At 59.8% G+C, this 13685-nt stretch carries 11 protein-coding genes; all 11 read left to right on the top strand.

The annotated features are described in order from the left end of the window. Window positions 1–85: 85 nt before the first annotated feature. Window positions 86–1570, top strand: a complete 1485-nt coding sequence (locus ACFSKT_RS09330; RefSeq protein WP_377722469.1) for a UDP-N-acetylmuramoyl-L-alanyl-D-glutamate--2,6-diaminopimelate ligase — start codon at window positions 86–88, stop codon at window positions 1568–1570. Further along, on the top strand, window positions 1570–2970 hold the full coding sequence (locus ACFSKT_RS09325) for a UDP-N-acetylmuramoyl-tripeptide--D-alanyl-D-alanine ligase (RefSeq protein WP_377722468.1): 1401 nt from the start codon (window positions 1570–1572) through the stop codon (window positions 2968–2970). The genes ACFSKT_RS09330 and ACFSKT_RS09325 overlap by 1 nt, the downstream gene beginning before the upstream one ends. A 17-nt stretch (window positions 2971–2987) precedes the next feature. Beyond that, entirely contained in the window at window positions 2988–3944 is a 957-nt protein-coding gene (gene mraY, locus ACFSKT_RS09320) for a phospho-N-acetylmuramoyl-pentapeptide-transferase (protein ID WP_377722467.1), read from the top strand. A gap of 126 nt (window positions 3945–4070) precedes the next feature. Next, window positions 4071–5507 carry a UDP-N-acetylmuramoyl-L-alanine--D-glutamate ligase gene (murD, locus tag ACFSKT_RS09315; protein WP_377722466.1) on the top strand — a complete coding sequence of 479 codons (1437 nt, stop codon included), beginning with the start codon at window positions 4071–4073 and terminating at the stop codon, window positions 5505–5507. A gap of 44 nt (window positions 5508–5551) precedes the next feature. Beyond that, window positions 5552–6649, top strand: a complete 1098-nt coding sequence (gene spoVE / locus ACFSKT_RS09310) for a stage V sporulation protein E (protein ID WP_377722465.1) — start codon at window positions 5552–5554, stop codon at window positions 6647–6649. 10 nt (window positions 6650–6659) lie between these two features. Beyond that, on the top strand, window positions 6660–7805 hold the full coding sequence (gene murG, locus ACFSKT_RS09305; protein ID WP_377722464.1) for an undecaprenyldiphospho-muramoylpentapeptide beta-N-acetylglucosaminyltransferase: 1146 nt from the start codon (window positions 6660–6662) through the stop codon (window positions 7803–7805). A 133-nt stretch (window positions 7806–7938) separates the two neighbouring features. Further along, window positions 7939–8844: a UDP-N-acetylmuramate dehydrogenase gene (gene murB / locus ACFSKT_RS09300; RefSeq protein ID WP_377722463.1), complete on the top strand. Its 906-nt coding sequence runs from the start codon at window positions 7939–7941 to the stop codon at window positions 8842–8844. Between the two features lie 15 nt (window positions 8845–8859). Continuing rightward, on the top strand, window positions 8860–10140 hold the full coding sequence (gene murA, locus ACFSKT_RS09295) for a UDP-N-acetylglucosamine 1-carboxyvinyltransferase (RefSeq protein WP_377722462.1): 1281 nt from the start codon (window positions 8860–8862) through the stop codon (window positions 10138–10140). Window positions 10141–10261: 121 nt separating this feature from the next. Beyond that, window positions 10262–11026, top strand: a complete 765-nt coding sequence (locus ACFSKT_RS09290; protein ID WP_377722461.1) for a cell division protein FtsQ/DivIB — start codon at window positions 10262–10264, stop codon at window positions 11024–11026. Between the two features lie 252 nt (window positions 11027–11278). Beyond that, window positions 11279–12523 carry a cell division protein FtsA gene (gene ftsA / locus ACFSKT_RS09285; RefSeq protein ID WP_148928424.1) on the top strand — a complete coding sequence of 415 codons (1245 nt, stop codon included), beginning with the start codon at window positions 11279–11281 and terminating at the stop codon, window positions 12521–12523. A 17-nt stretch (window positions 12524–12540) separates the two neighbouring features. Next, complete coding sequence (ftsZ, locus tag ACFSKT_RS09280) at window positions 12541–13674, top strand: cell division protein FtsZ (RefSeq protein ID WP_377722460.1); 1134 nt, start codon at window positions 12541–12543, stop codon at window positions 13672–13674. Window positions 13675–13685 lie beyond the last annotated feature (11 nt).

Raw genomic sequence — 13685 nt, 5'->3', positions numbered from 1 at the left:
AACAGGAGCAGCCGCGCGGCGCCTGGCCGCCTTCGCAGAAGGCCGCCGGGCGCCAGGCTCATCCAAGCTTAGGAGGAAACGCAGCATGAAATTGGAACAATTGGCGGGCTTGCTTCGGACGGCAAGGCTGACCGGCGGCGCCGATATCGATATTACGGACATTCAGACGGATTCCCGCGCGGTGAAAGCGGGGGATCTCTTCATCTGTCTGCCCGGTCATACGCAGGACGGTCATCTCTATGCGCCGCAGGCGGTGGAGAAGGGAGCGGCGGCGCTCGTCGTGGAGCGGCAGCTCGAGCTGGCGGTGCCGCAATTGGTCGTGAAGAGCTCGCGCCTTGCGATGGCGGTGCTGGCCGACGCGTTCTTCGGCCGGCCGAGCCAATCGGTCAAGCTGATCGGCATTACCGGCACGAACGGCAAGACGACGACGACGTATTTGATCGAACGCATCCTGCAGGACGCCGGTCATGCGCCGGGCGTCATTGGCACCGTGGAGCGGCGGTTCGCCGGACAATCCCATCCGATGGCGCGGACGACGCCGGAAGCGCTGGAGCTCCAGCGCTATTTGGCCGAGATGCGGGATGCCGGCACGGATTACTGCGCGATGGAAGTGTCGTCCCATGCGCTGGAGCAAGGCCGCGTGAAGGGCTGCAGATTCCGCACCGCGGTGTTCACGAACCTGACCCAGGATCATCTTGACTACCATGAGTCGATGGAGCGCTACGCGCAAGCGAAGGGACTGTTGTTCAGCCGGCTGGGCAACGAGTACGGCGCGGAAGAAGGCGAGCGCACGTACGCGGTCCTCAATGCCGACGACGCGGCGTCCGAGACGTTCGCGAGAATGACGGCCGCGGAAGTGATTACATACGGCGTCGATGCGCCTGCCGACGTGCGGGCGTCCAACATCCGCATCACCGCCCACGGCACGTCCTTTCATGTGGAGACGTTCCAGGGTTCGATCGATATCACGCTGAAAATGGCCGGCAAATTCAACGTATACAACGCGCTTGCGGCGATTGCGGCCGCGCTGCTCGAGAACGTCGGGCTTGCGCAGATCCAAGCAAGTCTCGAAGCGCTGCCGGGCGTTCCCGGACGAGTCGAGGCGGTGCAGGCGGGCCAGCCGTTCGCGGTAATCGTCGATTACGCGCATACGCCGGACGGCTTGGAGAACGTGCTGAAGGCGGTGAAGGAATTCGCCGTAGGCAAAGTCATTTGCGTGTTTGGCTGCGGGGGCGACCGGGATCGGACGAAGCGGCCGATCATGGGGCAAATTTCGGCTCGCTACGCGGACTACTCCCTGGTCACTTCGGATAACCCGAGAACGGAAGATCCGCAGCGGATTTTGGCTGACATCGAGGCGGGTTTGCAAGCCGATTCCGTGTCAACCGAGCGCTATGAGCTGATCGAAGACCGCCGCGCGGCGATCCAAAAAGCGGTTGAAATGGCCAGCCCCGACGATGTAGTATTGATTGCGGGGAAAGGCCATGAGACCTACCAAACGATCGGCAGCGTCAATTACGACTTTGACGACCGGGAAGTGGCCAAAGAAGCGATAAGGAGTCTTGCATAGTGATAAAACGAACGTTAGCCGATATAGCGGCCATGAGCGGCGGAACGCTGCGGCATGAGAGTCGTCAAGGCGAGAGGATCGCCGGCGTGACCACGGATTCTCGAAAGGTCGGCGCGGGTCAGCTGTTCGTGCCGCTTGCCGGCGAGAATTTCGACGGTCATGATTACGTCCGCGGCGCGCTTGCCGCAGGTGCGAGTGCCGCCTTCTGGCAAGCATCCAGACCGGTGCCCGCCGAGCTTGCGGACGCACCGCTCGTGCTGGTCGAGGATACGCTCGAAGCGCTGCAGCGCCTCGCGTCCGCCTACCGCGAGCAGTTGAACGTGCGGGTCGTGGGCGTGACGGGCAGCAACGGCAAAACGACGACCAAAGATATGATCGCGGCCGTGCTCGGGAGCACGTTCCGGGTACATAAGACGGCCGGCAACTTCAACAACCATATCGGCTTGCCGCTGACAGTGCTCGCGATGGACGAGGACGTCGAGGCCGCGGTGCTCGAGATGGGAATGAGCGGTTTCGGCGAGATCGAGCTGCTCACCCGTATCGGCCGGCCTGACGTGGCCATCATTACGAATATTGGGGATGCCCACTTGCTTCAGCTGGGATCCCGCGAGGGCATCGCGAAGGCCAAGCTTGAGATCGCGGCCGGCCTGCGCGAGGGCGGACTGCTTCTGTTCAATGGAGATGAGCCGCTGCTGCATGCGGGAGCCGCCGCCTTGCCAACGACGATCCGGAAAGAAACGTTCGGACTCGGCGAGGCGAACGAATGGCGGGCGGACGGCGTGCAGGTGGAAGCCGTCACCTCCGCGTTCGATGTTGCCGGCAAGAACGGCGTGAATATCCCGGGCATAACCATCCCGGTGCCGGGCCGGCATAACGTGTCGAACGCGCTGGCCGCTATCGCCGCTGGTCTCCATCTAGGCGTGCCCGCCGAGCGGATTTCGGGCAGTTTAGCGGCGCTGTCGCTAACGGGCATGCGAATCGAGCCGGTTCGCGCCTATAACAACGCGCTTGTGCTAAGCGACGCATACAATGCGAACCCGACGGCGGTCCGCGCGGCGATCGATCTGGTAGCTCAATTATCGGGGTACCGCCGGAAATGGCTCGTGCTGGGCGATATGCTCGAGCTTGGGCCGGAGGAAGAGGCGCTGCATGCCGGCATCGGCGACTACATCACCGCGTCCAAAGCCGATCGGGTGCTGACGTTCGGTCCATTGTCGAAGCACACGGCCGCGGCCGCTTCGCGCAACCTCGGGCAGGACGGCGCCGTGCGCGCGTTCGAAGCGAAGGACGAACTGATCGGATGGCTGCTCGACAGGCTGGAGCCGGAAGATCTCGTACTAGTGAAAGGGTCGCGCGGCATGCGCATGGAAGAAGTCGTACATGCGCTGCAGCGCGGATAAGAGGTGAGAATTAGGTCATGGACATCAAGGTCATTCTACTGTCAATCGGCGCTTCATTCTTGCTCGCGGTTCTGCTCGGACCTTTGTTCATCCCGCTGCTGCGAAGAATGAAATTCGGCCAGCAAATTCGGACGGACGGTCCCCAGAGCCACTTGAAGAAGAAGGGGACGCCGACGATGGGCGGCATCATTATCATGCTGGCCGTTCTGCTCGCTTTCCTGAAATTTTCCGACAAAACCGCGGAGTTCTGGGTGCTGCTCGTCTCCTCGCTCGGCTTCGGGCTCGTCGGTTTTCTCGACGATTATATCAAAATCGTGTTCAAACGCTCGCTGGGCCTCACCGCGCTGCAGAAGCTAATCGGACAGCTTGTATTCGCCATCATCGTATGTGTCCTGCTGATCCAGATGCACCACAGCACGGCGGTCTCGATTCCGGGAACCGATACGGTGATTGAGTTGGGCTGGCTGTATTACGTGCTCGTCGTTATCATGCTGTTCGGTACGACGAACGCCGTGAACTTCACGGACGGCGTCGACGGCCTGCTGGCCGGCACCGGCGCGGTGGCGTTCGGCGCCTTCACGCTGCTGGCGATGCATGCGAGCGAGCACGAGTCGGCCGTATTCTCGGCGGCGATGATTGGCGGTCTGTTGGGGTTCCTCGTCTTCAACGCGCATCCGGCCAAAGTATTCATGGGCGACACCGGCTCCCTCGGAATCGGGGGCGGCATGGCGGCCGTGGCTATTTTGACCAAAACCGAGTTTCTCCTCGTCATAATCGGCGGCGTGTTCGTCATCGAGATGCTCTCGGTTATTTTGCAAGTCGGCTCGTTCAAGCTGCGCGGCAAGCGGATATTCAAAATGAGCCCCATCCATCATCATTTCGAGCTTTCGGGCTGGAACGAGTGGCGGGTCGTGACGACGTTCTGGGCGGTCGGCATCGTGCTGGCGGTTATCGGCGTCCTGCTCGGCAGATAAGGGGATTAAGCTGTTTCGCGAGAGGCGCGGCGGGTGAATAGGTAAAGGAGACTGTCCTTTACATCCCGGGGCCTCTTTGCTTTTACGTACCAGAGATAAACTATGTCGAAGAGTTGGGGGTACATCATGGAACATCCTTCCGCGTACAAAGGCAGGCGCGTCGTCGTGCTGGGTTTGGCCAAGAGCGGCCTCAGCGTCGCCAAGCTTTTTCATAAATTAGGCGCGATTGTCACGGTCAACGATCAAAAGGAACGTCAATTATGCCCCGAAGCGGACGAGCTGGACGCTTTGGGTGTTTCTGTTCTATGCGGGGGACATCCCGACGACTTAATCACGCCGGAGACGGCGCTCGTCGTGAAGAATCCGGGCATCCCGTATACCGCGCCGCCCGTCAAGCAGGCGCTGGCGCTTGGGCTGGACGTCGTGACGGAGGTGGAAGTCGCGTATTTGCTCTCTTCCGCGCAGTTGATCGGCATAACAGGCTCGAACGGCAAAACGACGACGACGACGTGGATCGGCGAGATGCTGGAGGCGTGCGATATGAACGCGATCGTCGCGGGCAATATCGGGACCCCGCTCAGCGAGGTCGCGCTAACGGCACGGCCGGACGACTGGATCGTCGCCGAGCTGAGCTCGTTCCAGCTGAAAGGCACGCAGGCGTTTCGCCCGCATGTCGCGGTGCTGCTCAACCTTTCAGAGACGCACCTGGACTATCACGGCGGGATGGACGACTACGTGGCTTCCAAGGCGAAGCTGTTCGCGAACCAGACGTTCAAGGATACGGCCGTGCTGAATGCCGACGATCCGGTTTGCCGGGAGCTGATGGCTAGCGGGACGCTTCGCGCACGGGTGCTTCCGTTCTCGGTCACGCAGCGCCTGGATTACGGCGTATTCGTCGATCCGCCGTTCCCATCCGATCTGGCCGATCCGGCCGGTGACGAGAAGCGCCGCATTCGGTATGTAGACCAAAGCGGCGAGGACCTAACGATTATCGGGGTCGATGAGCTGGGCATTCCGGGCCGGCACAACGCATCCAACGCGGTCGCGGCCGTCGCGGCCTGCATCGCGGCCGGAGCGGAGCCGGATCTATTGGCAGCGCCGCTGCGCGGATTCCGTGGCGTGGAGCACCGGCTCGAATTCGTGACGGAGAAGAACGGCGTGAAGTACTACAATAATGCCAAGGCGACGAACGCGGCGGCGACGATCATCTCCCTGCATGCTTTCCCGGGAAATATCGTGCTGATCGCGGGCGGTCTCGACCGGGGCTCGGACTATGCGGAGCTGGTCCCTCATTTGCGCACGCAGGTGAAGGGCGTGGTCGCCCTCGGCGAGACGCGGGGCAAAATTGCTCATGTCGCGGAGCTCGCGGGTTTATCGGCTATCAAAATCGTCGAACCTGAGGAGGACGCCGAAGCCACGCTGCGCCTAGCGGTGCACGAGGCCGCCTCCATGGCGGAGCCCGGGGATATCGTGCTGCTTTCCCCGGCCTGCGCCAGTTGGGACATGTTTCAATCTTACGAGATCCGGGGGCGCATTTTTAAACAAACGGCGCATACGTTGTAAGTAGGGGGCTTGTCCCTACTTACGCTTGCAGAGGTGTTTGCGCTATGGCAAAAGCCAGGTCCGCACCGGACGTCTGGATGATCGTCTCCATCTTTCTTATTCTCGCGCTTGGACTGGTCATGGTCTATAGCGCGAGCGCGGTGCTCGCCTTTCATGAATTCGGCGACCGGTTTTATTACGTCAAGCGGCAGTCGCTGTTCGCCGCCCTTGGCATCGGCGCCATGTTCCTGACGATGAACGCGGATTACTGGGTGTGGAAGAAATGGGCGAAGCTCGGTCTTATCATCTGCTTCGGCCTGCTTCTCATCGTCCTCATTCCGGGCGTCGGCGTCGTGCGCGGCGGCGCGCGAAGCTGGCTCGGCATCAGTTCGTTCGGTATACAGCCTTCGGAGTTCATGAAGCTCGCGATGGTGCTGTTCATGGCGAAGCTGCTGTCCGAACGGCAGCAGATGGTGACCAGCTTTACGAAAGGGCTGCTGCCGCCGCTCGGCATTCTCGGCCTTGCGTTCGGTCTGATCATGATGCAGCCGGATTTGGGTTCGGCCGCGGTCATGGTCGGCGCGACGCTGATCGTCATCTATACGTCGGGCGCGCGCACGCGTCACTTGGGGTCGCTCGCGATGATCGGCGTCGTCGGCTTAGTCGGGCTGATTTTGGCGGCGCCGTATCGGATGAAGCGAATAACCGGCTTTCTCGATCCATGGTCGGATCCGCTCGGGACAGGGTACCAAATCATTCAGTCCTTATATGCGATAGGACCTGGCGGATTAGTGGGGCTGGGACTTGGCATGAGCCGGCAGAAGTTCAGCTATCTTCCCGAGCCGCAGACGGACTTCATCTTCGCGATCGTGGCCGAGGAGCTGGGCTTTATCGGCGGCGCGACGATCATTGTGCTGTTCGCGATTCTTGTCTGGCGGGGGATGCGTACGGCCATGGCCGCGCCCGATTCGTTCGGCAGCCTGCTTGCCGTCGGTATCGTCGGCATTATCGCGGTGCAAGTCTTTATTAACGTTGGCGTCGTCATAGGTATGATGCCGGTTACGGGCATTACGCTGCCGCTCGTCAGCTACGGCGGTTCCTCGCTGACGCTGCTGCTCACGGCGCTGGGCATTCTGCTCAACATTTCCCGATACTCGAGGTGACGAATATCGCATGCGAATCGTACTGACCGGCGGGGGGAGCGGCGCCCATGTCTATCCGGCGCTCGCGATCGGCAGACAGCTGCTGGAAGAGGAGCGGGGCAGCGAAGTGTTATACATAGGTTCGAAGAGGGGCGCGGAGGCCGCCATCGTGCCGTCTTCGCCCATGCGGTTCGAGACGGTGGATGAGGTGCGCGTCGGGCGAAGGCTTTCCTTAAGTCACGCGCGAGGCCTTATTCGTTTCATTCGCGGCGTAAGGCGTTCCAAGACGCTGCTGCGCGAATTCAAGCCCGACGTCGTCGTTGGCACGGGCGGCTCGGTGAGCGGCCCGGTTATTTATGCGGCGGCCAAACTGGGCATACCTACGCTGCTTCATGAGCAGAACGCTGCGCCGGGACGCGCGAATGCGGCATTATCCCGGTATGCGGACGTGGTGGCGGTCAGCTTCAAGGATTCGGCGGATTCGTTCAAGGGCGCGCGCAGGGTGTTGGCGACCGGCAACCCTTGCGCGGCGAACGTGCTGTGCGCGAACCGCATCAAAGGATACGCTTCACTTGGCATCCCCCCCGGAAGCGTAATTGCGCTGGTATACGGGGGGAGCCGGGGATCGAAGACGATCAACGACGCGATGGTGGACATGGCGCCGCTGCTGCAGCGGCTGCCGAACGTCCATTTTGTATTTGTAACGGGAGAAAGCTATTACGAAGGCACGATGGCGCGAATGAAAAGGGTGCTGCCCGCCCTTTCCAACTACATCCACGTGCAGCCGTATTTGCATAATATGCCCGACGTGCTGGCGGCGACGACGATTGCCGTATGCCGGTCGGGCGCTTCTGCGCTGGCGGAGCTTACGGCGCTTGGCATACCGGCCATCCTGGTCCCGTCGCCGAACTCGGCGAATCACCGCCAGATCGCGAACGCCAGCAGCATGGTCGAGGCGGGGGCCGCCGAGATGGTCGCCGAACGGGAGTTAAACGGTGCAGACCTGTTCGCGCGTCTGCAAGCCCTTCTTCAGGATGGCGACCGGTTGGCGCGCATGGGAGCGGCAGCCCTGGAAATGGGCGAGCCGCGTTCGGCCGCGCTGCTCGTCAGCGAGATTCGCAAGTTGGCGAATATACGAAAAGCAATGGAAATGGGCGATTGTCACACACCCGTGTGAGAGGGCATAGAATACTTCATAATCGTGACCGTCACCCGGCAGGGGCCGCTTCGGAAGTTTGGCGCCTTCCGCCTAGGGTGGACGATTCGCGAAGTCCTCGCGACAATCGCCGGAGCATAAGGAGGTACGACAGATGGAGCAGTTCATAACGGAACTTGGGCAAACGGAAGCCGGAGATGTGCATTTCAATAAACCGCTGGCCAGCTACACGACGTGGAAAATCGGCGGGCCGGCCGACGTGCTTATTGTTCCGCATACGACGGAGCAGCTGATTCGGGTCATCAAGCTGCTGCGTAAACACGACATGACATGGACCAACCTCGGAAGAGGCTCCAACATGCTCGTCAGCGATAAGGGGATCCGCGGGGTCGTCATCCAGCCGGGCAAAGAATTCGATTATGCGAAGTTCGATGGAACGCTGGTTCATGCGGGAGCCGCTTTTTCCTTCATCAAATTGTCCGTCTTGGCGGGCAAAGAGGGATTGTCGGGCCTGGAATTTGCAGGGGGGATTCCAGGGTCGGTAGGCGGCGCCGTCTATATGAATGCGGGAGCTCACGGGTCGGATGTGTCACGTATCTTTCAATCGGCCGATATCGTGCTCGAGACAGGGGAATTGGTGCAATACGGAGCGGAGGACATGAAGTTCTCCTATCGCCACACGGTGCTTCAGGAGCAGCCTGGAATCGTCGTCTCGGCGACGTTCAAGCTGGCGCTTGGCGACCGCACAGAGATCGCCGCGGCGCTTGCCGCGCATAAGGATCGCCGCCGCCGAACGCAGCCGCTGCAGCTGCCAAGCGCGGGAAGCGTATTCCGCAATCCGCCGGGCGACCATGCCGCAAGGCTGATCGAAGAGGCGGGACTCAAGGGCTTCCGCGTCGGCGGGGCCGAAGTATCCACGCAGCATGCCAATTTCATCGTTAATATCGGGAAAGCGACGGCTGAGGACGTTCTCACCCTCATCGCGAAAGTTCAGTCCACGGTTGAAGCCCGCTATGGCATTCAACTCAAACCTGAAGTATTGGTGGTGGGTGAGCGGTAACTCGGAGGTGATAAATTGGACAAATTGGTGATTGAAGGCGGGAGACCCCTGTCAGGATCCATTGCAATCCAAGGGGCGAAGAATGCCGCTTTGCCGATTTTGGCTGCCAGCATGCTGGTAGAGGGGAAAGTAATGATCGATCAAGTACCGCGATTGCTCGATATCGAAGTCATGCTTAACATTTTACGCGATCTCGGGTGCAGAGCGGAGCATGTAGACCAGACGGTTACGCTCGATACGTCGGAGGCGAACTCCTCGCATATTCCGGAGACGTTAATGCGGCAGATGCGCTCCTCCATTTTTCTAATGGGACCGCTGCTTGCCCGCTACGGGGAAGTGACGATCTATCAGCCAGGGGGCTGCGCGATCGGCGAACGCAAAATCGATTTGCATTTGCAAGGGCTTATGGCGCTTGGCGCCGACATCGTGGAAGAGGGCAGCCGAATTGTCTGTTACGCCAAACGTTTGAAGGGAGCCGACGTGCACCTGGACTTCCCGAGCGTTGGGGCGACGGAGAATATCATGATGGCCGCCGTGCTGGCCGATGGCGTCACGACGATTACGAATGCCGCGCGCGAGCCAGAAATTCAAGATTTGCAGCATTTCCTTAACGCTATGGGAGCCAAAGTGAACGGAGCCGGGACGGATACCATTACGGTGGAAGGCGTCGAGAAACTGACCCCATGCCGGTATACGGTCATTCCTGACCGGATCGTGACCGGCACGATCATGGTGGCCGCGGCGGCGACGAAGGGCAGCGTAACGCTTCGCAACACGCACCCCGCCCATTTGACCTCCCTCATACACGTGCTCCGGCGCGCAGGTGTTCAAATCGCGGTCGACGGTGATATAATTAGGGTCGGAAGCGCGAGCCGCCCAAGGTCGATCGATCGGGTGGTGACGAGCCCGTATCCGGCATTCCCGACCGATTTGCAGTCCCAAGTCATGGTGCTCTTGGCGCTGGCGGACGGCGTCAGCGTCATGAAGGAGACGATCTTCGAGGGCCGTTTCAAGCACGTTGATGAGCTGGCCCGCATGGGAGCGGATATCCGGGTCGATTTGAACGCGGCGATTATCCGCGGGGTGCCGCGCTTGTACGGGGCGACGGTGGAAGCGACCGACTTGAGGGCTGGAGCCGCGCTCGTGATCGCGGGGCTGGCCGCGCAAGGCAAGACCGTCGTCGAGCAAATCCATCATATCGATCGCGGCTACGACGGCATCGAGACGATGTTGGAGCAGCTCGGAGCACGGATTACGCGCGTGAAGGCGATTGCGAATAACCCGGCACTGCCCTAAGCAGTCCGTTCACTAAACGAGAAATCGCGGCCGGCAGGGAAGACGCTGCCGCCTCCCGTAAGACGGGGGGCGGCGCAGGCGCCTTTCGGCCGTTTCCGTTCCCGCGAAATGAGGACAAGCCATGCAAGAGAAAATACCGGTTCTGAAAGAACCCATCCGCAGGCGAGGCGGCGGCAAGAAGCTTTTGACCGTGCTAGTGCTGCTATTTATTGTTATATTAAGCGTCCTGTTCTTTAATTCCTCCATTAGCAAAATATCGGAAGTGACCGTGGAAGGCGTACGGTTCAATTCCCAGACCGCCATTCTGGAGGCGGCCGGCGTGAAGGCGGGCGATGCATTCTTCGGCACGATGGAGAGCACGATCGCAAGCCGGGTGAAGGCATTACCCTCCGTCAAGGACGTCAAGGTGACCAAGTCGTTCCCGGGGCGTGTCCATGTGTCGGTCACGGAGCATCCCGCTGTCGCCTACGAGCTGTCCGCCAAGGGTGAACTGACCGCGATTTTGTCGAACGGAACGAGCATTCCAGCAGGATCCGACAATGTTGTCGACAAGCCGGTGCTCACCGGCTGGAAGGCCGATGACCCCAACAAGGGCAAGTTAGGGCTTGCTCTGGCGCAAATACCGGCCGAGCAGCTGTCAGACCTCTCGGAGATCATTCCGCTCCCGTCGAAGGCGTATCCGGACCGCATTAAGATTTATACCCGCAGCCGGTTCGAAGTCATTACGGCGGTATCGCTGCTGAAAGAGAAGATCGGCACGCTGAACGCCGTCGTAGAGTCGCAAAACCCCGGCGTCGTGACGATGCTGCTGGCGGATAGTTATGTCTCTTTCGATCCGGAAACGCCGGAAAATGAGGATTCGGACCAAAAAGAGACTACTCAATAGCCCTAAAGAATGATAGAATTTTAGTTATGCAAGTTTACGCGGACCTGATCCTGCATTCGATTTCAACCCGCCGGGAGTAAGCTTTTCCGGGCTGGAAATATTTACGCGCGCCGAAAAAAATGTAGAAAAAAGAGGGAAAATATAAAACGCGTTGAATATGGTTGAAAGCAGATCGCAATGCGCTCATATAAACTTTACAATATGAATCAATCAAGAACAGAAATCCATTAGTTGAAACGGAGGTGCCGCGGGTTGAGCAGCAACGACATCATCGTCAGTTTGGACATCGGTACATCCAAGGTTCGGGCTATTATTGGGGAAGTGACGAACGGTTCCATTAATATCATCGGAGTTGGATCTGCCGACTCGGAAGGTATTCGAAAAGGCGCAATCGTTGATATTGACCAGACCGTGCAATCGATTCGCAACGCGATTGAGCATGCCGAGCGCATGGTCGGCATTGAGATAAGCGACGTATACGTGGGCATTCAAGGGAATCATATCGGGCTTCAGACGAACCATGGCGTAGTGGCGGTGTCGAATGAAGATCGGGAAATTGGCGATGACGACATCGAGCGGGTGCTTCAAGCCGCGAAGGTCGTTGCCCTGCCTCCCGAACGCGAAATTATCAATCTCGTGCCAAAGCAGTTTTTGGTGGACGGGTTGGAAGGTATATCGGATCCGAGCGGCATGATCGGCGTCCGGTTAGAGGTCGAGGCAACCGTCGTCACGGGCGCCAAGACGGCCATCCACAATCTCGTCCGATGCGTCGAGAAGGCGGACCTGAAGATCGCCGGCATCGTATTGATGTCGCTAGCTTCCGGCCAGATGTCGCTGACGAAGGACGAGAAGATGATGGGCACGGTGCTGGCCGATATCGGCGCTGGCTCCTGTACGATCGCCATCTTCGACGGCGGAAGTCTGGCGGCAACGTCGACGCTTCCGATCGGCGGCGAATACGTGACGAGCGATATCTCCTATGGTCTGCGCACGCAGACGGAGCACGCGGAGAAGATCAAGCTGAAATTCGGCTGCGCCATGGTCGGCGACGCGGCCGAGGATCAGAAGTTCAAAGTGATGCGCATGGGCAGCAATGTCGAGAAAGAATTCACGCAGGTGGATTTGGCGAATATCATCGAGCCGAGGATGCAGGAGATTTTTCACCTCATCCGCATGGAAGTGAGACGGCTGGGTTATGGCGATAAAGTGAACGGCTACGTGCTGACGGGCGGGTCGGTTTCGATGCCCGGCACACTGGCGCTCGCGCAGAGCGAGCTGGAATCATCGGTCCGTATTGCAGTCCCCGATTTCATCGGCGTTCGAGACCCAGCGTATACAAGCGGCGTAGGCATTATTCAATACGTCTCCAAATATATGGGGATACGCGCTTCGGGTGCAGCTCCTAAGAAGAGCGCGCCGCGCAAGGCGGCTGCCGCCACATCGTCCAAGCCAGGATTGATCGAACGACTGAAAAACATGTTTAGCGAATTCATTTGATCGGGGGAAATTATAGAATGTTGGAGTTTGATTTTGAAAACGAAACGCTCGCGCAGATTAAAGTCATTGGTGTTGGCGGCGGCGGCAGCAACGCGGTAAACCGCATGATCGAGAACGGTGTCAAAGGCGTGGAATTCATTACGGTGAACACGGATGCGCAAGCCTTGCATATGGCGCGTTCCGAGCAGAAGCTGCAGATCGGCGATAAGCTGACGCGCGGGCTCGGCGCTGGCGCCAATCCGGAAGTCGGCAAGAAGGCGGCCGAGGAATCCCGCGAGGCGATCAGCAATACGCTGAAGGGCGCGGACATGGTATTCGTAACGGCAGGTATGGGTGGCGGCACGGGTACCGGCGCTGCTCCAGTCATCGCCGAGATCGCGCGCGAATGCGGCGCCCTTACGGTAGGCGTCGTCACGCGTCCGTTCACGTTCGAAGGCCGCAAGCGTTCTGGACAAGCCGAGCTCGGCATCGAAGCGCTGAAGGAGAAAGTCGACACGCTTATCGTCATTCCGAACGACCGTCTGCTTGAGATCGTCGATAAGAAGACGCCGATGCTCGAGGCGTTCCGCGAAGCGGACAACGTGCTTCGTCAAGCGGTGCAAGGCATCTCCGACTTGATCGCCGTGCCGGGTCTGATCAATTTGGACTTCGCGGACGTCAAGACGATCATGACCGAACGCGGCTCGGCCCTGATGGGCATCGGGTCGGCGACCGGCGAGAACCGCGCAGCGGAAGCAGCGCGCAAAGCGATTCAGAGCCCGCTGCTCGAGACATCTATCGACGGCGCGCGCGGCATTATCATGAACATCACGGGCGGCGCGAACCTGTCCCTGTACGAAGTGAACGAAGCGGCAGAGATCGTCATTTCCGCTTCCGATCCAGAAGTCAACATGATTTTCGGCGCGAGCATCGACGAGAGCTTGAAAGAAGACATTAAAGTCACGGTTATCGCGACCGGCTTCGAACACCGCAATGCGGCTCCGATCCGCCGCGCTCCAGGCGCCCAGACGGCAGCCGAGCCGGCAGCGGATGCCCGTGGCGCGTCCGCAGGCACAGCGGCGCCGAAGCCGTTCAGCGGCAGCGGCTCCGTATCGAGCGACCAGCTGGACATCCCGGCTTTCCTGCGCAACCGCCGCAACAACGATCGCTAAACCTAGGATCC

The organism is Paenibacillus xanthanilyticus (assembly GCF_042682185.1).
Lineage (GTDB): Bacteria > Bacillota > Bacilli > Paenibacillales > Paenibacillaceae > Paenibacillus_Z > Paenibacillus_Z xanthanilyticus.
Note: the sequence above shows the minus strand (reverse complement) of the source record. Positions and strands in the feature narration are given on the sequence as shown.

Excerpts from the sequence above, each read along its gene's own strand:
- ACFSKT_RS09330 (WP_377722469.1), top strand. The coding sequence starts at position 86 with ATGAAATTGGAACAATTGGCGGGCTTGCTTCGGACGGCAAGGCTGACC.
- mraY (WP_377722467.1), top strand. The coding sequence starts at position 2,988 with ATGGACATCAAGGTCATTCTACTGTCAATCGGCGCTTCATTCTTGCTC.
- murD (WP_377722466.1), top strand. The coding sequence starts at position 4,071 with ATGGAACATCCTTCCGCGTACAAAGGCAGGCGCGTCGTCGTGCTGGGT.
- spoVE (WP_377722465.1), top strand. The coding sequence starts at position 5,552 with ATGGCAAAAGCCAGGTCCGCACCGGACGTCTGGATGATCGTCTCCATC.
- murG (WP_377722464.1), top strand. The coding sequence starts at position 6,660 with ATGCGAATCGTACTGACCGGCGGGGGGAGCGGCGCCCATGTCTATCCG.
- murB (WP_377722463.1), top strand. The coding sequence starts at position 7,939 with ATGGAGCAGTTCATAACGGAACTTGGGCAAACGGAAGCCGGAGATGTG.
- ACFSKT_RS09290 (WP_377722461.1), top strand. The coding sequence starts at position 10,262 with ATGCAAGAGAAAATACCGGTTCTGAAAGAACCCATCCGCAGGCGAGGC.
- ftsZ (WP_377722460.1), top strand. The coding sequence starts at position 12,541 with ATGTTGGAGTTTGATTTTGAAAACGAAACGCTCGCGCAGATTAAAGTC.